Source organism: Maritalea myrionectae DSM 19524 (assembly GCF_000423365.1).
Lineage (GTDB): Bacteria > Pseudomonadota > Alphaproteobacteria > Rhizobiales > Devosiaceae > Maritalea > Maritalea myrionectae.
On sequence record NZ_AUHV01000005.1, the window covers coordinates 346185 to 372412 of the forward strand.

Annotated in this window: 25 protein-coding genes; 13 read left to right on the plus strand and 12 right to left on the minus strand. The window is 51.3% G+C overall.

Features of this window, described 5'->3' with window-relative positions; translation table 11 throughout:
* Positions 1-12 precede the first annotated feature (12 nt).
* Genes coaE through G549_RS0115675 form a run of 3 tightly spaced genes read right to left on the minus strand, consistent with a single transcriptional unit; the run spans position 13 to position 2050 of the window.
* Complete coding sequence (coaE, locus tag G549_RS0115665; protein WP_036223083.1) at positions 13-624, minus strand: dephospho-CoA kinase; 612 nt, start codon at positions 622-624, stop codon at positions 13-15.
* On the minus strand, positions 611-1456 hold the full coding sequence (locus G549_RS0115670; protein ID WP_027835816.1) for a shikimate dehydrogenase: 846 nt from the start codon (positions 1454-1456) through the stop codon (positions 611-613). Before G549_RS0115670 ends, coaE begins: the two co-directional genes overlap by 14 nt.
* Positions 1457-2050 carry a Maf family nucleotide pyrophosphatase gene (locus tag G549_RS0115675; RefSeq protein ID WP_027835817.1) on the minus strand — a complete coding sequence of 198 codons (594 nt, stop codon included), beginning with the start codon at positions 2048-2050 and terminating at the stop codon, positions 1457-1459. It lies immediately after the preceding gene.
* Positions 2051-2488: 438 nt separating this feature from the next.
* Between G549_RS0115675 and hemE the strand changes: the two genes are divergently transcribed.
* From hemE to G549_RS0115720, 8 genes are all read left to right on the plus strand, one after another.
* Entirely contained in the window at positions 2489-3523 is a 1035-nt protein-coding gene (hemE, locus tag G549_RS0115685; RefSeq protein WP_343251116.1) for a uroporphyrinogen decarboxylase, read from the plus strand.
* A gap of 4 nt (positions 3524-3527) precedes the next feature.
* A complete protein-coding gene (gene hemJ, locus G549_RS0115690) occupies positions 3528-3953 on the plus strand; it encodes a protoporphyrinogen oxidase HemJ (RefSeq protein WP_036223084.1) in 426 nt (141 codons plus the stop codon).
* 150 nt (positions 3954-4103) lie between these two features.
* The gene (rho, locus tag G549_RS0115695) at positions 4104-5369 is read left to right on the plus strand and encodes a transcription termination factor Rho (RefSeq protein ID WP_027835820.1); all 1266 of its coding nucleotides are present in this window, start codon (positions 4104-4106) and stop codon (positions 5367-5369) included.
* An 18-nt stretch (positions 5370-5387) separates the two neighbouring features.
* Positions 5388-6689: a tRNA uridine-5-carboxymethylaminomethyl(34) synthesis GTPase MnmE gene (gene mnmE, locus G549_RS0115700; RefSeq protein WP_027835821.1), complete on the plus strand. Its 1302-nt coding sequence runs from the start codon at positions 5388-5390 to the stop codon at positions 6687-6689.
* 54 nt (positions 6690-6743) lie between these two features.
* Positions 6744-8624, plus strand: coding sequence for a tRNA uridine-5-carboxymethylaminomethyl(34) synthesis enzyme MnmG (gene mnmG, locus G549_RS0115705; RefSeq protein WP_027835822.1), 1881 nt, complete (start codon positions 6744-6746; stop codon positions 8622-8624).
* Between the two features lie 56 nt (positions 8625-8680).
* Complete coding sequence (rsmG, locus tag G549_RS0115710) at positions 8681-9283, plus strand: 16S rRNA (guanine(527)-N(7))-methyltransferase RsmG (protein ID WP_027835823.1); 603 nt, start codon at positions 8681-8683, stop codon at positions 9281-9283.
* Between the two features lie 24 nt (positions 9284-9307).
* Entirely contained in the window at positions 9308-10108 is an 801-nt protein-coding gene (locus tag G549_RS0115715) for a ParA family protein (protein WP_027835824.1), read from the plus strand.
* An 11-nt stretch (positions 10109-10119) separates the two neighbouring features.
* Positions 10120-11013 (plus strand): ParB/RepB/Spo0J family partition protein, encoded by an 894-nt coding sequence (locus G549_RS0115720; RefSeq protein ID WP_027835825.1) that lies wholly within the window; start codon positions 10120-10122, stop codon positions 11011-11013.
* Positions 11014-11037: 24 nt separating this feature from the next.
* On the opposite strand, the gene G549_RS0115725 is transcribed toward G549_RS0115720, so the two are convergent.
* The gene (locus G549_RS0115725; protein WP_027835826.1) at positions 11038-11916 is read right to left on the minus strand and encodes a LysR family transcriptional regulator; all 879 of its coding nucleotides are present in this window, start codon (positions 11914-11916) and stop codon (positions 11038-11040) included.
* Between the two features lie 163 nt (positions 11917-12079).
* On the opposite strand from G549_RS0115725, the gene G549_RS22160 reads away from it, so the two are divergent.
* The gene (locus tag G549_RS22160; protein ID WP_425528548.1) at positions 12080-12199 is read left to right on the plus strand and encodes a YjiS-like domain-containing protein; all 120 of its coding nucleotides are present in this window, start codon (positions 12080-12082) and stop codon (positions 12197-12199) included.
* Positions 12200-12351: 152 nt separating this feature from the next.
* Here the strand turns inward: G549_RS22160 and holA are convergent, their stop codons facing one another.
* The 3 genes from holA to leuS are packed head-to-tail and all read right to left on the minus strand — an operon-like array spanning position 12352 to position 16479.
* A complete protein-coding gene (gene holA, locus G549_RS0115735; RefSeq protein ID WP_027835827.1) occupies positions 12352-13374 on the minus strand; it encodes a DNA polymerase III subunit delta in 1023 nt (340 codons plus the stop codon).
* Entirely contained in the window at positions 13371-13874 is a 504-nt protein-coding gene (locus tag G549_RS21545) for a hypothetical protein (RefSeq protein ID WP_027835828.1), read from the minus strand. The genes holA and G549_RS21545 overlap by 4 nt, the downstream gene beginning before the upstream one ends.
* The gene (gene leuS, locus G549_RS0115745; protein WP_027835829.1) at positions 13861-16479 is read right to left on the minus strand and encodes a leucine--tRNA ligase; all 2619 of its coding nucleotides are present in this window, start codon (positions 16477-16479) and stop codon (positions 13861-13863) included. Before leuS ends, G549_RS21545 begins: the two co-directional genes overlap by 14 nt.
* A 159-nt stretch (positions 16480-16638) precedes the next feature.
* Here leuS and G549_RS0115750 point away from each other — a divergent pair, with 159 nt between their 5' ends.
* From G549_RS0115750 to G549_RS0115760, 3 genes are all read left to right on the plus strand, one after another.
* On the plus strand, positions 16639-17307 hold the full coding sequence (locus G549_RS0115750) for a YggS family pyridoxal phosphate-dependent enzyme (protein WP_027835830.1): 669 nt from the start codon (positions 16639-16641) through the stop codon (positions 17305-17307).
* Between the two features lie 119 nt (positions 17308-17426).
* Entirely contained in the window at positions 17427-18110 is a 684-nt protein-coding gene (locus G549_RS0115755; protein WP_027835831.1) for a response regulator transcription factor, read from the plus strand.
* 31 nt (positions 18111-18141) lie between these two features.
* On the plus strand, positions 18142-18597 hold the full coding sequence (locus G549_RS0115760) for a cyclic nucleotide-binding domain-containing protein (protein ID WP_027835832.1): 456 nt from the start codon (positions 18142-18144) through the stop codon (positions 18595-18597).
* Between the two features lie 3 nt (positions 18598-18600).
* On the opposite strand, the gene G549_RS0115765 is transcribed toward G549_RS0115760, so the two are convergent.
* The 5 genes from G549_RS0115765 to G549_RS0115785 all read right to left on the minus strand — a co-directional run bounded on the left by G549_RS0115765 (position 18601) and on the right by G549_RS0115785 (position 24690).
* Positions 18601-19404: an exodeoxyribonuclease III gene (locus G549_RS0115765; RefSeq protein WP_027835833.1), complete on the minus strand. Its 804-nt coding sequence runs from the start codon at positions 19402-19404 to the stop codon at positions 18601-18603.
* Between the two features lie 140 nt (positions 19405-19544).
* The gene (locus tag G549_RS0115770) at positions 19545-20168 is read right to left on the minus strand and encodes a LolA family protein (protein WP_027835834.1); all 624 of its coding nucleotides are present in this window, start codon (positions 20166-20168) and stop codon (positions 19545-19547) included.
* A 90-nt stretch (positions 20169-20258) separates the two neighbouring features.
* Positions 20259-22856, minus strand: coding sequence for an FtsK/SpoIIIE family DNA translocase (locus G549_RS0115775; protein WP_084634216.1), 2598 nt, complete (start codon positions 22854-22856; stop codon positions 20259-20261).
* A 162-nt stretch (positions 22857-23018) separates the two neighbouring features.
* Complete coding sequence (locus tag G549_RS0115780) at positions 23019-24323, minus strand: ammonium transporter family protein (protein ID WP_027835836.1); 1305 nt, start codon at positions 24321-24323, stop codon at positions 23019-23021.
* A gap of 28 nt (positions 24324-24351) precedes the next feature.
* Positions 24352-24690 carry a P-II family nitrogen regulator gene (locus tag G549_RS0115785; protein WP_027835837.1) on the minus strand — a complete coding sequence of 113 codons (339 nt, stop codon included), beginning with the start codon at positions 24688-24690 and terminating at the stop codon, positions 24352-24354.
* A gap of 275 nt (positions 24691-24965) precedes the next feature.
* Here G549_RS0115785 and G549_RS0115790 point away from each other — a divergent pair, with 275 nt between their 5' ends.
* Positions 24966-26201 (plus strand): FAD-dependent monooxygenase, encoded by a 1236-nt coding sequence (locus G549_RS0115790; RefSeq protein ID WP_036223087.1) that lies wholly within the window; start codon positions 24966-24968, stop codon positions 26199-26201.
* Positions 26202-26228 lie beyond the last annotated feature (27 nt).

Consider the following 26228-nt stretch of genomic DNA (forward strand, 5'->3'; position numbering starts at 1 on the left):
TGAGCCATCAGTTTAGTCGGCTTTTGCGGCCAAACAAGCTTTGATGATCTCATCCACAGCCGATTGTGTTTGCTCCAGGCTGGTGCCCGTATCGATTTCAAAATCAGCCCGTTTACGCTTTTCACTTTGCGGCATTTGACGCGCCAAAATCGCCTCAAATTTTTGTTCATTCATGCCCTGGCGCGCCAGCGCCCGTTGTTTTTGAATGTCCGGCGCGCAAAAAGTAACCGCGATAAAGTCGGTGGGGTAGGATTTGCCCGTTTCGAACAGCAACGGGATTTCAAGAATGGCCAATTTTTCTTTGTTTTCAGTCGCTTGATCCAGAAAATCGTGCATCTTTTGTTGCACCATCGGATGGATCAGGGCCTCAAGCTTGGCAAGATTTTCTGGTTGGCCCAGCACTTTTTTGGATAGAGCCGCCCGATCGATCTTGCCGTCAACAATTGCGTCGGGGAAAAGATTGCCCATGGCGGCAACTGCCTCACCGGCATAAAGCTCATGCACCGCTTTATCTGCATCGTAAATGGGAATATTGCGCTTGGCGAACATGCCGGCCACGGTGGATTTGCCGGTGGCAATAGAGCCGGTCAGGCCCAGCACCACTGGTTTATCAGCGCTCGTCATTTTCAACCTCACCATGAATATAAAGGAACAGATCCCGGTCCACTTCAGGTTTTTTGCCGAACCAGCGTTCAAACCCAGGCACAGCCTGATGCAGCAGCATGCCGAGGCCCGTGGCAATGTTCAGGCCGCGATCTTGTGCCTCTTGCAGCAAAGGTGTCATGAGCGGCGTGTAGACAATGTCAGTGACCAAAGCTGTTTTGGGCAATTTATCCACATCGAGATTTTCAAATCCCGTGCCGTTCATGCCGATGGAACTGGTGTTGACAACGAAGTCCGCTTTTTTGGCAAGTTCGTTAAATTTATCAAGGGGTTGTGGCTCTATCGGACCATCGAATTCATCCGCCAACTCTTCGGCACGGGCAAGGGTGCGATTGAGCAGATAGATGGTTTCAAAGCCTTTTTCCACAAGTGCATTGAGGATAGCGCGGGCAGCGCCGCCTGCGCCCAAAACAATCGCGATATTTTTGTGGGTGTCCCAGTCGGGCACCTGATCATCAAGATTGGCTAAAAATCCATAAGCATCTGTATTGTCGCCGAAAATCTGTCCATCCTGCTGCCAAATCGTGTTGACCGCGCCAATTTTGCGGGCCGTGTCGGTCAGTTGATCACACAGCTCAAACGCCAATTGCTTGTGGGGCAGGGTGATGTTGCCGCCTTGCCATTGGCCCGCGCGCACCGCGCTGAATAAATCCCGTAACCCGGCCTCATCAGTTTCAACGGCTTCATACTTACCTTCAAGGCCATATTTTTGCAGCCAATAGCTGTGCACCCGCGGTGATTTTGAATGTTTAATGGGGGAGCCAGTGACGAAGGCGCGTTTTGGTTCAGTCATTTATAGGGCCTCTAGATTGCGAAGGGCTTTAAGAAGGGGCAACAAGGGTAAACCAAGCACCGTGAAATAGTCGCCATCGATTTTTTCAAACAGATTTATGCTTGGTCCCTCCAATTGATAACCGCCCGCGCATTGCAAAAGGTTTTCTCCGGCGAGATCAATCACTTTTTCCATCTCTGGATCGGTAAAATCGCGCATGGTGAGCTTAACGGTTTGGCTGGTTTCAGCCAAAATCTGGTTATTTTTGGCGATCACAGCCGCACTCACCAGGCGATGGGTCTTGCCGCGCATCATTTTTAATTGCTCGCGCAAATGGCTCATGTCGCGCGGCTTATGCAGCGGCATCTGCCCGAGCATGATGGTTTGATCTGCGCCAATAACGAAACAATCGGGATGGTGTTGCGCTACGGCATATGCTTTTGCTGCCGCCAAATGGGCGGTGCGGGCGGCTTGATCCAGCTTTGAAAGCTGGTTATCCCGTTCGATGGCACGTTCATCCACACGCGCCGCGACTACATCGAAATTGACGCCTGCATTGCGCAATAATTGTTGGCGATACACACTTTTAGAAGCTAAAATAATATTATTTTTCATAGGCTTAGTCAGTTATCCCCAATGGACTGTGGGCAAATGTGTGAAGAGGCGCTCAATCGGCCTCGTTGGCCTGTTTTTCGCATCTTTTCCCCCACTGGCTCAAATTTCATGCACAGCTTTTGCCGTGGTTAAAAAAGAATTAAGGAAAATGTGGATTTCGGGCATAAGACTCCTTATCCAAAACTGTACCCGATTTATGCACAGCATTTCCACCTGTTATCCAGTAACGCTTTTTTAACCGTTAATCCTTTGTTAACGGGCAAATTTTACGTTTCGTTAACTTTTTGTCGTTGGATGCAAATTTTTGATCAACATAAAAGGGTCCATGTGCCGCATGTGGATTAGGGTTGTGGGAAAGAAAGAATTCCTGCAAAACACAGATAAGAAGAAAAAGAAGAAAGAAATATGACTCTTATCTATTAGATTTATAGGGAAAAGGTGGACCGATTGACCGACCGGAAATTGCTTCAATGCGTGTTAGGACAGAAATTTGATGTGCCCCCCATGTGGATCATGCGGCAAGCTGGACGTTATTTGCCCGAATATCGTGAAGTTCGTGCCTCAACAAAAGGGTTTTTGGATCTTTGCTATACGCCAGAAAAGGCAATCGAGGTCACCTTACAGCCTTTGAGACGTTTTGATCTGGATGCAGCCATTCTGTTCTCAGATATTCTGGTCATTCCAGATGCTTTGGGACAGTCTCTGCGCTTCCAACCAGGCGAGGGACCTTTGCTTGAGCCGTTAGAGGGTATGGATGATGTGAAGGCATTGTCCGTGGATAGGGTGTTGGATCACCTCAACCCAGTGCTGGAAACCGTTTCCGGCTTGCGGTCAACGATTGATGATGACAAGACCTTGATTGGGTTTTGTGGTGCGCCTTGGACCGTGGCAACCTATATGATCGGCGGCAAAGGTTCGGCTGACCAAGCCGCGGCGCGTTTATTTGCGCTGCAGCAGCCTGAGGCGTTTACGGCATTGATGGATGTTTTGGTGGAAGCCAGCGCACAATATTTGATCGCGCAGTTTAAAGCCGGTGCCGATGTGGTGCAGATTTTTGAAAGCTGGGCCTTGAATTTGGATGAAGTGGCGTTTGATTCATATGTGATTGCGCCGACGGTTAAGCTGATCAATAAAGTTCGGGCTGAAATTCCGAATGCGCCTATTATTGGCTTTCCACGTGGCGCGGCCGCAAATGTGCCGAAATATATCAAAGCAACAGGCGTAAATACGGTTGGGGTGGATTATGCCACGCCGCTTCACTATGCAAAGGACCATATAGCGCCTCTGGCCACCGTACAGGGCAATTTGGACCCACTGAGGCTGGTGGCAGGCGGAGACCAAATGAATCGCGCTGTAGATGCCATCCTAGAGGCTTTTAGCGATACGCCACATATCTTCAATTTGGGCCACGGTATTGTGCCGCAAACCCCGATTGCGCATGTGGAACAATTGGTCCGCCGGGTAAAAGGCTAAAATTATGCTTTGGGTGAAGTCATTACACATTATTTCCATCATCGCCTGGATGGCGGGCATGCTCTATTTGCCGCGTTTGATGGTTTATCATGCAGATGCTGAAAAAGGCTCCACCCAAAGCGAAACCTTCAAAATAATGGAACGCCGGCTGCTGAAAGCGATTATGACACCTGCCATGATTGCCAGCTGGGTATTTGGTTTGTGGTTGGTGTTTGGTTTTCAAATGGCCAGTTTCACGGACATTTGGTTTTTGATTAAGTTTGCGGGTGTTTTGCTGCTGTCCGGCATGCATGGCTTTTTGGCCCGGCAAGTAAAAGACTTTGCCAAAGATCAAAATCAAAATAGTGCGAAGTTCTTTCGCATGATCAATGAAGTGCCAACTCTATTGATGGTCATTATTGTTATTATGGTGGTTGTGAAGCCGTTTTAGTTAAATTGGTTGAGCCAATAGTTTTCTTGAACCGCCAAAGGAATTGCGTTATAGCTGTCCCACTTGAGGCGAACTGATTTGTTTCATTCAGTTCCTCACCTCGAAAATCCCACCCTTAGTTTTATCTGCCCACACTAGGATACGTCCTTCATGCAGAATATGAAGCTCCGCGAGCTTAAGGCTAAAACACCAGCCGAACTTTTGGCATTTGCCGAAGAAGTTGAAGTCGAAAATGCAAGCACCTTGCGCAAGCAAGAATTGATGTTTGCGATACTTAAACAATTGGCGGAAAATGACGTCGACATCACCGGGGAAGGCGTTGTTGAAGTTTTGCCGGATGGATTTGGCTTTTTGCGCAGTCCTGATGCCAATTATTTGCCCGGTCCCGACGATATTTATGTCAGCCCGTCGCAAATCCGTAGATTTTCCCTGCGCACCGGGGATACGGTTGAAGGCCAAATTCGGTCTCCCAAAGATGGGGAACGCTATTTTGCGTTGCTGAAAGTTAATTCCGTTAATTTTGAAGAGCCTGATCGGGCGCGTCACAAAGTCAATTTTGACAATTTGACGCCGCTTTACCCGGATGAGCGTTTCAATATGGAAGTGGCTGATCCCACCACCAAAGATAAAAGCGCTCGGATCATTGATCTGGTTGCGCCTTTGGGCAAGGGCCAACGGGCTCTGATTGTGGCGCCACCTCGTACGGGTAAAACCGTATTGCTGCAAAATATTGCGCAATCAATCGCTACCAATCATCCAGAATGCTATTTGATCGTGCTATTGATCGATGAGCGCCCCGAGGAAGTGACCGACATGCAGCGCTCTGTGCGCGGTGAAGTGATCTCTTCAACATTTGATGAACCTGCCTCTCGCCACGTGCAAGTGGCTGAAATGGTTATTGAAAAGGCCAAGCGCCTAGTTGAGCATAAACGCGACGTCGTGATTTTGCTCGATTCGATCACCCGTTTGGGCCGTGCTTACAACACAGTTGTTCCATCGTCCGGTAAAGTTTTGACCGGTGGTGTGGATGCCAATGCGTTGCAACGGCCGAAACGCTTCTTTGGTGCGGCACGGAATATTGAAGATGGCGGCTCGCTGACCATTATCTCCACTGCATTGATCGATACGGGTAGCCGTATGGATGAAGTGATCTTTGAAGAATTTAAAGGTACAGGTAACTCTGAACTTATTCTTGATCGCAAAGTGGCAGATAAGCGCGTCTTCCCAGCAATTGACATCACCAAATCTGGCACACGCAAAGAAGATTTGCTGGTCGACAAGGATACATTGAAGAAAATGTATGTATTGCGTCGCATTCTCAATCCAATGGGCACGGTGGATTCCATCGAGTTCTTGTTGGATAAGCTGCGTCAGACCAAATCCAATGCTGAATTCTTCGATTCTATGAACACATAGGATAGGGCGAGGCTGCGAATGGAAACCATTATTGCGTTATCCAGTGGCGGCCTGCCATCAGGTGTTGCGGTGCTCAGATTGTCTGGGCCCGCGGCGCTAGAAGTCCTTGCAGGCTTCGGCATAAGCAAGCCCAAGCCCCGCTATGCCACCTTTTGCACCCTCAAGGATGATCAGGACCGACCGCTCGACGAGGTCGTAGTCCTTTACTTCCCTTCCCCCCACAGCTTTACTGGTGAAGACGTTGTTGAGCTGCAATGCCATGGCAGCCAGGCGGTGGTGCAAACCATTTTGCGCATCGCCACAACACATAAAGATGTCCGGTTGGCAATGCCGGGAGAGTTTTCGCAACGGGCATTTGAAAACGGCAAAATGGATCTGACAGAAATTGAAGGTCTAGGCGATCTGCTCGATGCAAAAACGGAAAGCCAGCGGGAACTGGCTATTTCGCGGATGCGCGGGGGACTATCTCAAAATGTTGAGCAGTGGCGTGGCCAGATTATCGACTTGCTGGCAGAAGTTGAGGCGCGGCTTGATTTCAGTGACGAGGGAGACGTTGATGACAGCTTGCCCCCAGCATTTCAACATGATCTCAACAGGCTTATCCAAAGCGTTGAACAAGGTTTAAGTGGCTTTGAAAGCGGTCAAATCATCAAAGACGGGTTCAAGGTTGCCCTTGTGGGGCGGCCCAATGTGGGCAAATCAACCTTGTTGAACGCACTGTCTCAAACGGATCGTGCCATTGTGACGGATATACCAGGTACGACACGGGATGTGATCGAAGTTGACATCGACATTGGCGGGCAGCTGTTCAGTTTCTTTGATACAGCAGGCATTCGTCAAACCGACGATGTAATCGAGCTGGAAGGTATTACTCGGTCTTATAAAGCCATTGAACGGGCCAATCTGGTCATTGAATTGGTAGATAGCACAAACGGCGCGGAAATGGTTTACCCACTTGCGGACTGGGTGATCCGCACCAAACACGACCTTGTAGAAAATCAAGGTAAGGATTCACGTGAAACGCTGAGTATTTCGGCGACCACTGGAGAAGGCATGGACGCTCTTTTGAGCAAACTGACCGATCTTGTGGACCACCATATGGATTCAAGTGAAACCACATTGATTTCCCATCAACGTGATCGCTCTGCTTTAGAAGACGCACTTTCACACTTGCGTGCTGCGTCAGATTTCACTAAACCTCTCGAATTCATCGCGGAAGATTTGCGGCAAGCGACATTGCCGCTTTCCAGACTTATTGGTCTGGTAGATGCCGAAGACATATTGGATCGGCTTTTTGCGGGCTTTTGCATAGGGAAATGATTCACGTGAAACATCCACCAGTTGGATTCACGTGAAACAAAAGGTTAGCTCATCATGAGACAGACTATGGACTATGATGTCATCATTGTTGGCGGAGGACATGCGGGCTCCGAAGCTGCTGCTGCTTCTGCGCGGGTAGGCGCACGCACAGCCCTGATCACACATCAATATGCAAAGATTGGTGAAATGTCCTGCAACCCCGCAATCGGCGGATTGGGCAAAGGCCACCTTGTGCGCGAGATTGACGCGCTCGATGGCTTGATGGGGCGTGTGGCGGACCAGGCGGGCATTCAATACCGCATGCTCAATCGACGCAAGGGTCCTGCAGTGCGCGGACCTCGCGCGCAGGCGGATCGCAAACTTTATAAAGCAGCAATGCAAGCTGCCATTGATGCACAGCCCAATCTTGATGTGATTGAAGGCGAAGTCGATGATATCATTGTAGAAAATGGTATTTTAACGGGTGTTGCGCTTGGCAATGGCACCACTATTTCCTGTGCGAAGGTGGTCTTGACGACGGGTACGTTCCTGCGCGGCCTTATCCATCTTGGCGAAAAGAAAATTCCTGCTGGACGAGCAGGGGAAGCACCGGTTTTGGGGCTTTCGGATCGGTTGGAAAGTCTTGGACTACAGCTTGGACGGCTTAAAACCGGCACGCCACCGCGTCTGGATGGCCGCACCATCAATTGGGATGTGCTCGAGGTGCAGCATGGAGATGCGGATAAAGAGCCGTTCTCAATGTTGACCGACGAAATCACGGTGCGGCAGGTGCCTTGCTACATCACCCGAACTGACAAGGCGATGCACCAGATCATTGAAGATAATCTGCATTTGTCAGCTATGTATTCGGGGCAAATCGACAGCAAAGGCCCGCGCTATTGTCCCTCAATCGAGGATAAGATTGTTCGGTTTAACGATCGCGAAAGCCATCAGATTTTTCTGGAACCAGAAGGACTTGATGATCATACGATCTATCCAAATGGTCTTTCAACGAGTCTGCCTGAGACTGTACAGGAACAATTTATTCGCGCGTTGCCAGGGCTTGAAAACGCTGAAATTCTGCAACCGGGGTACGCGATTGAATATGACTTTGTAGATCCGCGAGAATTGACCCACGAACTGGAGCTGCAAAAGCAATCGGGGCTTTACCTAGCCGGGCAAATCAACGGCACGACCGGGTATGAAGAGGCTGGCGCACAGGGGCTTTTGGCGGGGGCCAACGCGGCCCTTGCCGCGCTGGGGCGTGACGGCATGCATTTGTCGCGCACCGAGAGCTATCTTGCTGTGATGATTGACGATTTGGTGACACGGGGTGTAACAGAGCCTTACCGGATGTTTACATCGCGGGCAGAGTTTAGGTTACATTTGCGCGCCGACAATGCGGACCAACGGCTGACGCCAATTGGCCTGGCCTATGGTCTCGTTGATCCGACCCGTGAATCTGTATTTACCGCAAAGATGGTGGCGCTTGATCACGCGAGCGCGCTATTGAAATCATTAACCATTACCCCCAACGAAGCTGCAAAGCATGGTCTGAAGGTAAACGCGGACGGTGTCCGTCGCAGCGCGTTTGAGCTTTTGTCTTACCCCAACATTGATCTTTCGGATCTGCAGGAGATTTGGCCTGAGCTTAACGATATCGATCCTAAGACAGTTGAGCAGGTTAGCGTTGATGCGCAGTATGCTGTGTATCTTGAACGGCAAAAAGCGGACGTCGATGCCATGCGCCGTGATGAGAAGCGGGCTATCCCTGACTGGATGGATTATGGGCAGCTTTCTGGTCTGTCGGGCGAAATGCGACAAAAGCTGGAGATTGCGCGGCCTAAAACCATTGCACATGCACAAAAGATCGAAGGCATCACACCGGCCGCCATCACCTTAATCCTCGCGGTGATCAAGCGGGGATATTTGATCAAGAATACAGGCGCTGCATAATGCTACAAGTTCGTGAGCCGGTCGCGCTCTTTCTATCCGGCCTTCCTGCGGACATGATGGCTGGCGCTGAAGCTGCAGAGATCGTGGATTCGCTGGCATTTTATGAATCTGAGCTCATTAAGTGGCAAAAAGTGCAGAACCTTGTTTCACGTGAAACATTGGCCGAGATTTGGTCAAGGCATTTTTTGGACTGCCTCCAACTCATCCCCATGATTCCCATCGAATCGCGACGTCTTCTTGACCTCGGCAGTGGTGGTGGATTCCCTGCGATTCCCCTCGCAATTGCCCTAAAAAACCGCGATTTGACGGTACATATGGTGGAATCTAATGGTCGAAAGGGTTCATTCTTGCGGCAAATTGTGCGTGAGCTGGGTCTGCAAGCAGAGGTGCATACAATGCGGGTAGAAATGCTCAAACCTGCAGAAATCGGGCCTATAGACGTGTTTACGGCGCGCGCATTCGCGTCACTTTCGGATATTTGCGGCTATGTTGAGCCACTTTGGCAGCAAAAATCTGTGGGCTTATTTCAAAAAGGCCGGGGATATAGCGAAGAAATAGAAGAATCTTTGCAAAAATGGCGCTATACTTATTCAACAGTGAAGAGTAAGACCCTCAAAGATGCGGCGATTGTGCAAATGTACGATTTGAAGTCGAACTAGGGTAATTGTTGACAGGAGGCGCCGATGCGGCCGCGTATTCTGACTTTAGCGAACCAAAAAGGCGGTGTGGGTAAGACCACTACAGCAATTAACCTCGCGACGGCTTTGGCCGCGATTGGTGAGCGTGTCTTGATCGTTGATATTGATCCGCAGGGCAACGCCAGTACAGGTATTGGAGTTGAACGCAGCACCCGGCAATATTCAGCTTATGATCTGATGACAGGCGAAGTTGAGCTGGAAAAGGCGATTTTGCACACAAATGTGCCAAATGTTGCCATTGTGCCTTCAACCATGGATTTGCTGGGTCTTGAACTGGCGATTGCGGAGAAGGGTGATCGGGCTTTCCGTTTGCGTAATGCACTTGAGAATGCCGGTAGCCTTTACCATGAAGGCAAGCCAATTACCTACATTCTGGTTGATTGTCCGCCTTCACTTAACCTATTGACGATTAATGCGCTAGCCGCTGCAGATGCCGTGCTTGTGCCGATGCAATGTGAGTTTTTTGCGCTAGAGGGTTTGAGCCAACTGCTTCAAACCATTGAACAAATTAAGACCAACCTGAATCCAGGGCTTTATGTTCAAGGCGTGATTATGACCATGTTTGATAAGCGCAACAATCTGTCGATGCAGGTTTTGGAAGATGTGCGGGAGCATTTGGGCGAATTGGTTTATGATACGGTTATACCGCGAAATGTAAGGCTGTCTGAGGCACCTTCGTATGGCAAGCCAGCATTGCTCTATGATTTGCGATGTGCGGGCTCTCAGGCGTATCTACGGTTGGCGACTGAAGTGATTAAGCGTGAACGCCAGTTGAAGGCGGCATAAGGGTTGAAACGATGAACGAAAAAAATTCAAGCGCCCGATTGGGACGGGGTTTAGCAGCTTTAATTGGTGATACACCGCCTATAGACGCGCCGCGCCATGCGGATAGCTCTGGCATTCGTCGATTGCCTGTTGAGTTTATCGTCGCCAGCCCCAATAACCCACGGCGTCATTTCTCTGCGGACGAATTGGAAGATCTAACCAATTCGATCAAAGAAAAAGGTATCATGCAGCCGATTTTGGTGCGGCCGAGCCAGGTTGAACCCGATCAATATGAATTGGTGGCGGGTGAGCGGCGTTGGCGCGCGGCACAACGTGCTGGGCTGCATGAAGTGCCTGTTATTATTCGTGAGCTCGATGACCGTGAGGCACTTGAGCTGGCGATTATTGAGAACGTGCAGCGGGCAGATCTAAATCCGTTAGAAGAATCAAGGGGTTATGATCAGCTATTGCAACAGTTCGGCTATACACAGGCCGACTTGGCACAAGTGATTGGCAAAAGCCGTTCTCATGTGGCTAACACGTTGCGGCTGATGAAATTGCCAGAAAGTGTGCAAGGCTATGTTGCTGATGGCGCGCTTTCCGCAGGACATGCACGCGCCCTGATTACTGCAAAAGACCCCTCGGCTCTGGCCCAACGCATTGTTGAGGGTGGTTTGAGCGTTCGCGAAGCAGAAAATCTGGTGCAAAAGCAATTGCGGGCTGATGAAGAAGCCGGCGATACACCTGCTAGCGCCAAAAAGAAGCAAAAAGATTCAGATACGCTGGCGCTTGAAAAAGAGCTTTCAGACCGCTTGGGCCTAAAAGTATCGATTGATCATAAAGAGCGCGGCGGTAAAATTGAGATTAAATATCGTACATTGGACCAGCTCGATGATGTGTGCGCGCGCTTGCAGCGCAATGGCTAGCATTTTGATTGAAAAATGAGTGCATTAGGCGGGCTTTATGTCCGCCTTTTTTGTTGCTTCAAACAGCGTTTGATAGTGTTGCAGCAAATTGACAAGACGATCTGCCACTTTGCGTATAGCGGGTCGGTGCCGCTCGTCATGATGCATTACCAGCCAATGTTCTGTACGCAATGCATCGATCAATTCACTTGAGCGCTTCAAGCGCGGGTCCTGGTCACCAATAAAGCAGGGCAAAACGGCTTGGCCGATTCCAGCAGCGGCCATTTCGCGCACACTCATAGAATCGCTGGCGCGCAGAACGACGTTGTCGCTGTGATTTTGATCCAACCATTGGGCAGAGCGGGCGCTCGACATTGTGTCAGTGACGCCAATATAGCGCGTTTCATTGTATTCACTTCCATCCGCACGGGCATATAAGGCGTATGCGACCTCGCCAAGTTTGCGCCCCGCCAACCATTGCTCGTGGGGCCGGACATTGCGTACGCCCATTTCGGCGTGACGATGGCCAATATCTACGCGCTCTAGTCCAGAAACCAATTGAATCGTGAGGTCAGTATCCTGCTGCCAAAGGTCAGCCATGTGTTGTGCCAGAAAAAACGACGTCCAGGGCCCAGCGGAGATACGCACTGTGGGTTTTACGCTTAACTGCTCGCTCCAGCGTTGAAGTGCGGACATGGAATTTGACACATTTTGCGCATGGGCCAGCAGATCCTCACCCAAAGGGGTGAGTTGATAGCCGCGCGGCGAGCGATGAAACAGTGAATTCCCAACTATGTTCTCCAATGCGGAGATATGGCGACCAAGTGTGGCCGGGCTCATTCCCGTTTTCGTTGCTGCGGCTGTTAGGCCACCCGCCTCGGCCACTGCGACGAAGAGTTTAATATCGTCCCACTCGAATTTCATTTTTCATTCCTGCAAAAGAAGTTGCATTCTTGTCGCTGTTTTAGCGGAATTCCGGCTCATATGCTTGCTTAATCAAATGTAATTGAAAAATGAGTTTTTGACCATGCGTCACCACAGCAAGTTTCATGGGTTCATTCTGTTACTCGCCCGTCCATTTCGAATCATGTGCCTAAGGCATGAGCTGGGTCGAAAGAGCGATCGCCAACTTGAGGACATCGGGTTGCGTCGAGATCAAATTGTGCGCATTTCGAAAAAGTGGATCAGGCCGATGTCGGAAAAATAGGATTTGGGCCGAAAAAGGACCAAAAATCTCGTTTTTAGTGCGTTTCTCTCGTGACCTTCAGCGTGCAATGACCCGACCTTCGGCCCTGAAGGCGACCACAGAAACGCACCAAAAACGTCAATTTTGCATGATTTCACGTGAATCTTTGATTTTTAGTGGCGTGCGGCGATGGTTGCGATTGCCAAAAGCGCTTGGCGTGTGTGGGCAATGTCCAATGAGGCGTTCTTCCGGGTCTGGGCGATGGCATCAAAAATGCGGGTACAGGCGGTGGCGAGGTTGCCCGATGACCAGGTCCGAATTTGTGTTTGCACCTTCGCCTTGCGTGAAAAGTGAATGGGCGGTCGCGCCCCATTTACAAGTTGATCTAACGACGCACCTTCCTCCATTTTCGCCCGTTGGGTGCGCAGCCAGGTAAAGTGCATAAGTGAACGGGTGAGGATCGCCGACGAATGAATGCCACTATCAAAGGCTCGGGACAGGGCCTGATCGAGTTTTTGCACATGTCCGGTGCCCGCACTATCAATAATCTCATCAAGCGCTAGCATGGCATTGTCGCCACATAGGGTCATGACATCTTCAAGGGACACTTTTTTCGTGTGGGCGGCAAAGAGGATGAGTTTTTCAACCTCTGATCGGGTGATTTGCCGATCATTACCGAGCTGATCTTTGAGCGCCTGCAGCGCATCATTGTCAATTTGCACCTGATTTTCGCGAAACATCTCGCGCATCAATTGGTCAAGACTGCGGGCGTCGTCTGCGAAACAGGGCAGGGCACGGGCAGATTTGGCCTTTTCTAAGACTTTGCGCAGCTTGTCCTTGGGCGTTAAATTGCCCGCCTCCACCAGAATAATGGCGGGCACATTTTCTGCAGCCAACCGTTCAAGTGTTGGCGCGGCCGCATTTGTGGCGCCACGCACCCGCACAATTCGCTGGCCACCGAACATGGAACTGGTGTTCGCCTCGGTTTCGATGGTCGCGTCTGGATTATCAAGATCAGCATATTGCAAGCTGATCAAATTCATCGGGTCGGCATCTTTACCCTGAAAGTACTTTTGCAGTTGATCCGTTGTTTCCCGAACGCGGCCAGCATCTGGCCCGTAAATCAAGATAATGCCTGATTTGAGATCCGGCTGGTTCAAAAATCCCGAGACATCACGCGCTTTTAGGGCGGTCACTGTGTGTTGGCCTCATTGAAAAACTGCAAAAGGTCGATTTCGACGAGTTTGGCCGCTGCTTCGCTGGCCCGTTTTTCAGCATCCTGCACTGCGGCTTTATCCGCAACGAGTTGACCCGAGGTCTGGTAGGTTGCGGTGGCAAAACGGGAGCCAGAAAGGACGGTTTCTTCAGTGTTCACGTCGATCAGCTTATAGCTGACGGTTGCCTTCATCTCTTTTTCATTGCGGGCAAATTGAGAGCCAGCCTTAAAGAGGCTACGGGCAGAAGCGCTGACACCTAGATCAAGTTTGTAAGCTGCGGTTTTGGTCTCGCCCAAATCAAAGCGAATCTTTTGTATCACAATTTGCTCAAGCCGTGTGTCCGGCTCTGCATAGGTAATATCAAAGTTCGCTTGAGCTTGTCCGTCCGCCTGATAGGCCGGGCGCAAGGTGCATCCGGCCAATAGGGCGGCAGAAAGGGCGGCCAATGCGGCCAGCTTAAATGATCTAAATAACAACATTTACAATTCTACCTGGTACCACGATCACCTTTTTGGGTGCGTTGCCGTCTAGCATGCGCGCAATCGGTTCTTCTGACAAGGCAGCTTGCTCGATTTGCGCTTTGGTTGCGTCTTTGGCGATCGTCAATTCACCGCGTTTTTTGCCGTTCACCTGAATTGGCAGCATGATGGTGTCGTCAGACAAATAGGCTTTGTCGGCTTCCGGCCATGCTTCATCCACCAGCAATGTGTCGTGACCAAGGTGGGCCCAGCAGGTTTCTGACAGGTGCGGCACGATGGGATTGGACAATTTTACCAATGTTTCGATGGCAAATTTCAGTGCTTTGCGCTCATCGCTGGTCGCATCACCTTTGATCTTGGCCATCGATTTGGACAGAGCGTTGGCCAATTCATAGATTTGTGCGATTGCGCGGTTGAACCGCAAATTATCATAGGCATCGGTCACCTGGGCGATGGCGCGGTGGGCCGATTTCAACAAATCTTCGGTTTCAATATGGGCTTTCGAACCCACATTTTCATTCGCCAGCTTTGCAGTTGTGTCATCCACCAAGCGCCACACCCGTTGGATGAAACGCCAAACCCCTTCAATGCCAGATTCGGTCCATTGCACATCGCGCTCTGGCGGCGAGTCTGACAATACGAACCAACGTGTGGCATCGGCGCCGAAGCTTTCGGCCATTGACGACAAGTCGATAACGTTCTTTTTCGACTTCGACATTTTCTCAATGGAGCCAATTTTCACGGGCTTGTCGGTGCCTTTCAGAACGGCTTGACGATTGCCATCCTCACCCTTGAGATCAATCTCGGTTGGGGCAACCCATTCACCAGCTTCATTTTTGTAGGTCTCATGGGTCACCATGCCCTGAGTGAAGAGGCCTTTGAAAGGTTCCGTCACGGACAAATGGCCTGTTTCTTTCATGGCGCGGGCGAAAAAGCGCGAATACAGCAGGTGCAAAATCGCGTGTTCCACGCCACCAATATACTGATCGACGGGCAACCAATGGTCAGCCAATTCTTTGACGGTTGGTGTTTTGGCACGCGGCGCAGTGAAGCGGGCAAAGTACCATGAGGAATCGACGAATGTGTCCATGGTGTCGGTTTCACGACGCGCCGGGCTATCGCAATTTGGACAGGTGGTGTGTTTCCATGTGGGGTGACGGTCCAATGGATTGCCGGGCTCGTCGAATGTTACATCGTGGGGCAATTCCACGGGCAATTGTTCGTCTGGCACATGGACGACGCCGCAATTGTCGCAATGGATAATCGGGATAGGGCAGCCCCAATAGCGTTGGCGGGAAACGCCCCAATCGCGCAACCGGTAATTGACCTTGCGCTCGCCTTGCTCGCGATTGTTGATGGAGATGTTTTCCAAGCGGCGGGCCACTTCCTCAAATGCTTCTTCGGGTGTCATGCCATCCAAGAATTGGGAGTTGATCATCACACCATCATCTGTGAAGGCCTCATCTCCAATCTCGAAGCTGGCAGCGTCTGCCTCTTCAGGCATGACCACTGGCACAACAGGCAATTCGTATTTGCGGGCAAAGTCCAAGTCGCGCTGGTCTCCAGAGGGACAGCCGAAAATGGCGCCGGTGCCATAGTCCATCAATACAAAATTGGCCACATAAACGGGAAGGGTCCAGCTGTCGTCAAACGGGTGTTTCACGTGAATCCCAGTGTCGAAGCCTTTTTTCTCGGCGGTCTCCAATGCGGCGACGGAGGTCCCCATGCGGCGACATTCCTGGATGAATTCTTGCAGCTCAGGATTGTCTTTGGCAGCAGCTTGCGCCAAAGGATGGTCGGCGGCGACAGCCATAAAGGACGCGCCGAAAATTGTATCGGGACGTGTAGTATAGACTTCCAACTCCGAATGGTCGGCAGGGGCGGTCTTTTCGTCCAATGCCCAGCGGATCAACAAGCCTTCTGATTTGCCGATCCAGTTGCTCTGCATCAGGCGCACCTTGTCAGGCCAGCCCTCCAGATTGTCGATCTCATTCAACAAGTCTTCGGCAAAATCAGTGATCTTAAAAAACCATTGGGTGAGTTCTTTTTGCTCCACCAACGCGCCTGAGCGCCAACCGCGCCCATCGATCACTTGCTCATTGGCCAACACGGTGTGGTCAACTGGGTCCCAATTGACCTTTGAACTTTTGCGATAGACCAAGCCTTCGCTCAAAAAATCGAGAAACAGCTTTTGTTGCTGATGGTAATATTCAGGATCACAGGTGGCGAACTCGCGGGACCAATCAAGGCTCAACCCCAAGGCGATCAATTGCTCTTTCATGGACTCGATATTTTTGTAGGTCCATTCTTTGGGGTGGGCATTGTTTTGCATGGCGGCGTTTTCGGCGGGCATGCCGAATGCATCCCAACCCATCGGGTGCAACACATTGTAGCCCTTGGCGCGTTTGAACCGCGCGATCACATCCCCCATAGTATAGTTCCGCGCATGGCCAACATGGCAGCGGCCAGAAGGGTAGGGGAACATCTCAAGGACGTAATATTTCGGCTTGTCGCTGTCCTCATTTAGAGCAAAGCTTTGGTTATCCGCCCAAACTTTTTGCCAATGGGGTTCGCTCTCACGCGGGTTGTAACGTTCCGAAGTCATACCGGTTTCTTTTGTCCTTGAATAATATTGATCTGTGGTTCAAACCTTGATGTTGACCTTCACCAGAATTTGCCTTGTCGGTCAAGCTTTCATCGGGCTGAGGGGTCCAATGCAAGCGTCGGTTATGATAGGGCAGGGACATTGAAAAAGAGGTAAAAGATGGGCGCGAAAGAGTTAGATGAAGTTCGGTCAAATATGGCCCGTGCGGCCAAGCGATTTGATGGGGTGGAGCGAGAGGCACCACAACTGATCGCCGTTTCTAAAACCTACGGCGCCGAGGAGATTTTACCGATCCTTGAAGCAGGGCAACGGGATTTTGGCGAAAACCGGGTGCAAGAGGCACAGAGCAAATGGCCCGCTTTGTGCGAGCAATTTCCCGATCTGACCCTGCACCTTATTGGTCCTTTGCAAACCAACAAGACCAAAGAGGCCGTTTCTCTTTTTGACGTCATTCACTCATTGGACCGTGAAAAGCTTGCGCGCTATTTGAAAAAAGAAATGGAGGCGCAAGGCAAATCCATCCCCTTATTCGTACAGGTCAATATTGGCGAAGAAGAGCAAAAGAGCGGGATCGCACCGGATCAAACGATCGAATTTGTGCGCTATTGCCAACAAGATTTGGGCTTGGATATTCAAGGGCTGATGGCCATTCCGCCGGTTGGTGAACCGCCGGCGCCATTTTTTGCCCGCTTGGTGGAGTTGGGCAAGGATGCGGGTTTGGCCAAATTCTCCATGGGCATGAGCGCCGACTATGAAACGGCCATCGAAATGGGGGCAAGTTATGTGCGGGTTGGGTCGGCGATTTTCGGTGCGCGGGATTACACGTGAGTGCGCCTGTTAACTACACAAATTGCTAACGCCCTTGTGATGAGCATGTTAAGTGCGCATGATGCTAGACAGAGTTATTGCTGATTTGCCCTTAGGCTTGAACATTTTGGACTGGACCTATGAATAAACGTCGTTTGTTGATTGTTGATGATGAAGCTGAATTGCGTCAAAGCCTGGTGGACCAACTGGCGCATTATCGTGAATTCGAAATTGTTGAAGCCGAAAACGCCAATAGCGCTTTGCAACTCGCGAAAGAGGGGCATTTCGATTTGCTGGTCTTGGACGTGGGCCTGCCGGATATGGATGGGCGCGAGGCGGTCAAGATCTTGCGGCAGGACGGTGTGAAATCACCAATCCTAATGTTGACCGGGCACGATAGTGACGCGGATCAGATCCTTGGACTTGAAAGCGGTGCCAATGATTATGTGACCAAACCGTTTCGGTTTTCAGTGTTGCTGGCGCGGGTCCGGGCCTTGTTGCGGCAGCATGATCAAAGCGAAGATGTGGTCTTCTCCATCGGGCCTTACCGGTTCCACCCATCGACCAAAACCCTTGAAGCAGATGATGAGCGCAAGATCAGGTTGACCGACAAAGAGACCTCAATTTTGAAGTTTCTTTATCGTCAGGGCGCGAAAACTGTTTCACGTGATGTGCTGCTGCAAGAGGTTTGGGGTTACAATAATCGGGTGACCACCCACACATTGGAAACCCACATTTATCGTCTGCGGCAAAAAATCGAACGTGATCCTACCCATGCCCGCTTGCTTGTGACCGAAGAAGGGGGCTATCGTTTAGTCCCATAAAAGCTGTGAAACGTTTTGGGGGACGTTGACGATGGCACTTGAAAAAATGATTGAAGTTTTGGGGCAGGTGTCCTTTTTCCAAAACTTCTCACAAGACCAGATCAAATTGGTGGCATTTGTTTCCGATTTTCGCCATGTGCAACAGGGCGACTTGCTGGTGCAGGAAGGTGACGTGGCCGAGGGGGCCTTTATTTTGGTGTCCGGTCGATTGGCTGTAGAACACAAAGGCGGCACCCATCATGATAGCGTAATTGAAGATGCCGGTGCTTTGATTGGCGATATGGCTTTGTTGGCAGCCACCCCACGCGCCGCGAGCATGCGTGCCCTCACCGAATGCGAGGTGGTGTTTGTGCCGCGCACCCATTTCAAAAAATTGATTCAGACTTATCCTGAACTGGGCGAAATGATGTCGAGCCACATACGCCAATCGCTTTCCAACTATGTGGGCAATCTGACTTCTATTCGGGCGAAACTGAAAAGCGGTTGAACCTTATTTCAGATGTGTGATGATCGGCACATGATCAGATGGCTTTGGTTGCCATCCCCGCGCATCGCGCAGCACTTCAGTTTTATGGGCGTAGGGTGCAACATCTTTGGTGGCCCAGATATGGTCCAGTCGACGGCCCCGATCTGATGCAGACCAATCCTTTGAACGATAGCTCCACCAGGAATAAAGCCGCTCGTCATGTGGAATATGCTGGCGGACCAAATCAGCCCATTCGCGCTTGGCCTGAATGGCGTTGAGCTTTTCCGTTTCGATTGGTGTGTGGCTTACCACTTTGAGCAATTGCTTATGTGACCACACATCATTTTCGTGGGGCGCGATGTTAAAGTCGCCAACAATGACATGGCCCGCGTCAAACTCCGGTCCGTTGAACCATTGCTCCATCTCATCGAGAAAATCGAGCTTATGCTTGAATTTTGGATTGGCGACAGGGTCCGGTTCGTCGCCGCCGGCGGGCACATAAAAATTGTGAATGTTCAGGGGGGCGAATCCCGCATCAAGTTTCACGGAGACGTGACGGGCATCTCCCATTTGGCAAAATTCGCGCTTGTCCTGATCAATGATCGGTAGGCGCGAAATTGTCGCTACCCCATGATAGCTTTTTTGTCCGTTCACGGCTTGATATTCATAGCCTGCTTTGGCGAGTGCCTTTGCTGGAAACTGCTCGTCCTGGCATTTGATTTCTTGCAAACACAGAATATCAGGTTGGTGCTTTTGCAAAAACTCTAGCACCATGGGCAGGCGCAATCGCACCGAATTGATGTTCCATGTTGCAATTGAAAGCGCCATTAAAATATCCTCTTTATGATGTTGCCGTGGTCACGAACGCTGTTCGTAACAACGGCATCCCCGCCAGATCGTTCGAATCATGAATGAACATAATGACCGATCAGGGCGGGGGAGCAACCCGGAAATTTCAGGCGAGGTTTCTATTCGTTGCGCGATTTATAGTCGGCAGGGATATAGAAATATGATTTTGGAATGTCGATGTCCGTGGTGACATCGTAAATTGAAAATGTCACTTCATTGCCGTTCGGTTCGGTTAGCGTCCATTGGTTGAGCTCTTTGGTGGCGAGATCAAAAATCATTGTGACCGAGACCAAGCCAATCGGTGTTTCGTCTGATACGGAAATGGCGATCATTTCTTCGGTTTTGGTGACATTGGTAATGTTGGTTTGGAACAGATCGATTTGGTCGGACAAGAACTGACGCAGCGGCACACGGTGTTGCGGGTAGGCGAACTTTGTTTTTTCCTTGCGGTCCAAAACATAGAAACCGCGGCCGACGGAGACAACTTCTTCGCGTGATGGGGGCGCATATTTAAAGCGGATTTTTTCTGGCCGCTTGATATAAAAAATACCTTCGGCGCGATTGCCAGCGCTATCGAGTTGGATAAAGCGGCCAGCCATTTGTTCAACGGCTGAATGGTGCGCGCTAATCTCGTTGATGATGGCCACTTCTTCTTCGCTCAATGGCCGATCAAGGGCATGAGCAGAAAAGATGGCGCCGATGGAAAATACCAAGGCGGCGATGCTAAGCTTGAAAAAACGCATGAAGCTGTCCTTTGTCGCACATTTGCTTTTTGCCAGTATGTTTAAACAATGTGGCGAACACATGAGTAAATGATGATGAAACTATAGCTTTTAAAGGGCCGATTCGTCATCGCCGACCAAGACTTCGCGTTTGCCAGCATGGTTGGCGGGGGAGATGACCCCTTCTTCTTCCATGCGTTCGATCAACGTGGCGGCCCGGTTATAGCCGATGGAGAGGCGGCGTTGAATATAGCTGGTGGATGCTTTGCGATCTGTCAGCACAATGTTGACGGCCTTGTCATAAAGCTCGTCGCCGGAATTGCCCAAATTGGAATTGCCGGGGCCGCTATCGTCTTCGACTTCCTCGGTGACATTTTCCAAATATTCAGGCGCACCTTGAGATTTGAGATGCTGCACCACCGCTTCCACTTCGCCGTCGGCCACAAAGGGACCATGCAATCGACGGGTGCGGCCACCGCCTGCCATATAGAGCATATCGCCCATGCCGAGCAATTGCTCCGCGCCTTGCTCGCCCAGAATAGTACGGCTGTCGATTTTTGACGTAACCTGGAATGAAATCCGGGTGGGGAAGTTGGCTTTGATCGTGCCGGTGATCACGTCCACGGATGGGCGCTGTGTCGCCATGATCAAGTGGATGCCTGCGGCCCGTGCCATTTGTGCCAAGCGCTGGATGGCGCCTTCAATGTCTTTACCGGCGACCATCATCAGGTCAGCCATTTCATCGACAATCACCACGATGAAGGGGAGTGGCTCGAGATCAAACTCTTCGCTCTCAAATATCGCTTCCCCGGTATCGCGATCAAATCCGGTTTGTACTGTGCGGGTGATCACTTCACCCTTCTTTTTTGCTTCAGCGACCCGCTGGTTAAAGCCATCAATATTTCTGACGCCGACCTTTGACATTTTCCGGTAGCGATCTTCCATTTCGCGCACGGCCCATTTAAGGGCTGTCACAGCTTTGGACGGATCGGTGACCACCGGGGTGAGCAAATGGGGAATTCCGTCATAGATCGAGAGCTCGAGCATTTTCGGATCGATCATGATCAACCGGCATTGCTCTGGCGTCCAGCGATAGAGAAGCGACAGGATAAATGTGTTCACGGCCACGGATTTGCCCGAGCCTGTCGTTCCGGCGATGAGCAGGTGCGGCATGCGGGCTAGATCAGCAATGATCGGCTCACCGCCAATCGTTTTGCCTAAACAGAGCGGCAGCTTGCCTTTGACTTTTTCAAAGTCCTGCGATGCCAGCAATTCACGCAAATAAACAGTTTCGCGGGTTTCGTTGGGCAATTCGATGCCGATTGCATTGCGACCAGGCACCACTGCGACCCGCGCCGAGATGGCGCTCATGGAGCGGGCGATATCGTCAGCCAAGCCAATCACGCGTGAAGATTTAATGCCGGGCGCAGGTTCCAATTCATAAAGCGTGACGACTGGGCCGGGGCGCACATTGATGATGTCGCCCTTAACGCCGAAATCTTCCAACACCCCTTCAAGCCGCCGCGCGTTTTCTTCCAGCGTTTCGGGCATATGTTCCTTGGCGGTGCCGGTGTTGGGCACATCGGCCAGATAGGACAATTCTGGCAATTCGAATCCGTCATCCCGCAGCAAAGATGTTTGCGCTTCTTGGGTGACACGACGGCCGGGCGCTGGGCGCGGCGCGGGCGCGGTAACGCGTGGCTTGGCCAGCGGCGCTGCGTTGGCAGGTTGGTGTGCCGCGGCGGGCTGGGCCACATGCGGCTCAATTGGGTCGTCGTCCAGATCTGGATAGTCGATATAATCTTCAGCGAAATCGCTTGGGGCTTGATTGCCCTCAACATGGCTTTGGGCGGTGCGGGCCATGTCTTCCTCGAACCGTGGTTCAATTCGGCGCTGAGGGGCGTGGACTTGTGGTGTGGCGGCGTCTGCGAAAACGGGTTCGATGTTTTCACGTGAATCATTTTGCTGTGCACGTTTTTCCTGTTGTTTTGCGCGTGCTTTTTTCAACGCAATGTTGGCAGAAAAAATCGAGTGGGTGATCGCGCCGAGGGTGATCGCGCCCAGATTGCCCACGGCGGACAAGATGGCCATGGTCACCGATTTGGGCGAATCTGACTTCCCCTTGGATTTTGGCTGATGCATTTCGAATGGATCAATGCTGCGCACCGCCAGCCAAAACGATACGGCCGCCGGGGTGAACAGGATTAAGGCAAAAAGCCAGCCGGCTTGCTGCACGACGAGGTCTCCGGCCACAAATGTTGCAAGCGCAGAAAAGCCCAGACCAATTATGCCGCCCAATCCTGAGGGGAGGGGCCACGTTTCCGGCGCGCTGAAAAACGCCAACATGCCGCAAATCAACATCGAGGCAATAATCCACAATAGGCTGCGCAGCGCCATATGGGTGGGCAATTGGCGTTTGATCATTTTCATGGACCACAGCACGGGCGGGACCATCAGCGCCAAAATGCCAAGGCCGAAAAATTGAAAACCAATATCGGCAATGACTGCGCCGGGAAAGCCGAGCCAATTTGAAACTGGCGAATCGCTGGCAAAGCTCAAGCTGGGATCATTGACCGACCAGGACATGAGCGCCAAAAAGATGATGGCGAGGGCGCACAGTGAAAGAATTCCCATAAGGCGTAAGGGAATTTTCACGGCAATGGCCGCGTCGCGTTTTTCTTTTTTTTCAATGGCAGTTGACGTTGGCATGCGGGTTCAACAGATCTCTTTTGACGCAGTTACTCAAACGATAAAGCTAGAATGCTATAGTTAATTTGAGCCTAATTTTATTCAAAAAAGCGTTGATCGTATGGCACGAAAAAGCCCGGCCAAAATGGCCGGGCCTTGGGACATGGTTTGTTTGTTGTTTAATTAGAATTCAGGGTAGGCTTCCACCCCAACTTCAGCTTTATCCAGTCCCAAAGATTCGTTTTCTTCAGAAACACGGATACCCATTGTGACTTTCAGCGCCATCCAAACCAGCGTAGATGCCACGAGGGTAAAGGCACCGATGGCCAAGATGCCAACCAGCTGCACGCCGAAATTGCCGGAACCGCTTAGTGGGGTAACCATTGTGCCCCAGATACCCGCAAGCAAGTGAACGGGGATAGCACCGACCACGTCGTCGATTTTCAACTTATCGAGCATCGGCACAGCGAATACCACGATCGCGCCACCAACAGCACCGATGAGCAAGGCTAACGGCACGCTTGGTGCCAATGGCTCAGCGGTGATGGACACAAGGCCAGCCAATGCGCCGTTGATCACCATGGTCACGTCGATCTTTTTGTAGATCAACTGCATCAGGATGATTGTGGCGACAGCACCTGCAGCAGCTGCGAGGTTTGTGTTCACGAAGATACGTGAAATGTCGCCGGCGTCAGCAATGGTACCCATGGCCAACTGCGATGCACCGTTAAAGCCGAACCAGCCGAGCCATAGGATGAACATACCCAAGGTTGCTAGCGGGATAGACGAGCCTGGCATTGGCGTGATGTGACCATTTGGTCCGTAGCGTCCTTTACGTGCACCCAGAATAACTGCACCAGCCAAAGCTGCCCAGCCGCCAACGGAGTGGACGAGTGTTGAACCTGCAAAGTCAGCAAAGCCCATGCCAGCCAACCAGCCAGCGCCCCACTGCCAGGAACCGGTAATCGGATAAAGAATGCCAGTCAGAATTGCAGTGAAGATAAAGAACGGCCAGAATTTGATCCGTTCAGCCAATGTACCCGACACAATTGAAGCCGTGGTGGCACAAAAGACCATTTGGAAGAACCAGTCTGAGGCCACTGAATAGCCAGCACTGCCATCGTCAGCGCCAGGGGCTGGGAAATCATAAGGGCCGAAAGAGCCGATAAAGCCGCCATCAACGCCGGTGTACATCAGATTGTAGCCAGTGAGCCAAAACATGATGCCCGCGATGGAGTAAAGGGCGATGTTTTTGAGGCCTTGCATGGAAACGTTTTTGGACCGCACTAAGCCCATTTCCAACATGGCAAAGCCAGCGGCCATCCACATGACCAAAAAACCACCGATCAGGAACAGCAAGGTGTTAAAGATCATGGCATATTCAGGGGTCGGCGCAGCTTCTTGCGCTTGCGCTGCCGTGGGCAACAAGAGGCCCAAAGCGATCAGCGGCGCAGCTTTGAGCGCGCGATTAAAAGACAAGCGAGTCATTTTCTTCTCCAGCATGATTTTTCTTGAGTTAAAGCGCTTCTACGCCGGTTTCGCTGGTGCGAATGCGCATGGCTTCTTCGAGATTGAGGACAAAGATTTTGCCGTCGCCGATGCGCCCGGAGCGGGCGGCAGTGGCAATGGTTTCCACAACATCGCTGCTGGCTTCATCAGAGACAGCAATGTCGAGCTTGAGTTTAGGCATGAAATTTACCGCATATTCGGCGCCGCGATAAATCTCGGTATGGCCTTTTTGCCGTCCATAGCCGCGCACTTCCGCAACGGTCATCCCATGGATGTCTTTATCGCTCAAAGCGGTGCGTACATCTTCAAGACGGGACGGTTTGATTATGGCACTTATCAGTTTCATGATCGGTTCCTCTTCGTTGATTGCCCGGCGGGACAATTCTCGTCATCAAAGGAATCAAGATGCGTGCCAGTTTTTGAATGCAAAGTAAGTGGCTGATTCTACTAGCGAATCAAAAAGTTGTCTGACGATCAATTTACCGTCTGCTTATTTTACATGCACAATAAATGTGCAGAATCGCATGCGTGCCTAAAGATTCATCGGCTGCGACAAGGGGGAACTTGTTTTTCTGTCGGGTTGGGTTCAAAGTGCGGCCAACTCAAATCAATAGGTGCAATATGGCGCGGGCAAAAAACAAAGCACAAAAGCTGGATATCTTGATTGTGGGGGCAGGCCCGGCTGGACTTACCCTGGCGCTGGCGCTTAAGCAGGCCATGCCGGAGTTGCAGGTGGGCCTTAACGATGTGCACAAGATTGAGGTGCCACAAAAGGATGGCCGTGCCTCTGCCTTGGCTTTGGGCGTGACCTCCGTTTTTGAAGCCCTTGGCGTGTGGGCCGATATGTTGCCTGATGCCAGCCCGATTGATGGCATGCATATTACCGACAGTTCCGACAATGATTTGACCCGTCCGCTGTTCTTGCGGTTTGAAGGCGATGTGAAGCCCGGGCAACCCTTCGCCCATATGGTGCCGAACAAAAGCACAATCGGCGCACTGCTCAATCGGCTCGATGAGTTTGATGTTGAGATGATCGCGCCGGATAAGGTCACTTCAATTGTGCCGGGAGATGCATTTTCCACGGTGGAATTTGAAAGTGGCAAGTTGGTTGAAGCCAGTGTGGTTGTTGCCGCGGATGGGGCCCGCTCCATGGTACGCGAGATGATGGGTATTGCCACAACGGGTCATGATTATGGCCAGTCCGGTATCGTGACCACCATTGAGCATGAGCTCGACCACAACAACATTGCGTATGAGCATTTTTTGCCCCATGGGCCTTTTGCCAGCCTGCCGTTGCCCAATAAAAGATCCAGCTTGGTATGGTCCGAAAAATCGAATTTGGTGCCTGAAATTCTGGCGATGCCAGAAGAGAAATTGGCACGGGAAATCGAGCGCAAAATGGGCTCAAGTCTGGGGAAAGTCAAAGTACTCGCCCCGGCACAAGCCTTTCCGCTGCGGCTACAAATTGCCAAGGAATTTGTGGCAGATCGGGTTGCCCTGATTGGAGATGCGGCACATGTGGTGCATCCGATTGCCGGGCAGGGGATGAATCTGGGCTTAAAAGATGTGGCGGCGCTCGCTGAAGTTCTGGTTGAAGCTGTGCGCCACGGCCAGGATTTGGGCTCGGTAGAGGTGCTCGAGCGCTATCAGCGCTTGCGCCGTTTTGATACGGGACTTATGGCCTTGGCCACAGATGCGCTCAATGTGCTGTTTTCTAATGACCAGCCTGTGGTGCGCGTTGCGCGCGATGTAGGGCTGGGGCTTGTGGACCGCGCGCCATTTTTAAAGAATGCCTTTATTGGCCATGCGGCTGCAGCAAATGATGAATTGCGCTTGCTCAAAGGTTTGCCGCTTTAGTGGGATCAGCCTGGGGGCGAGGTACAG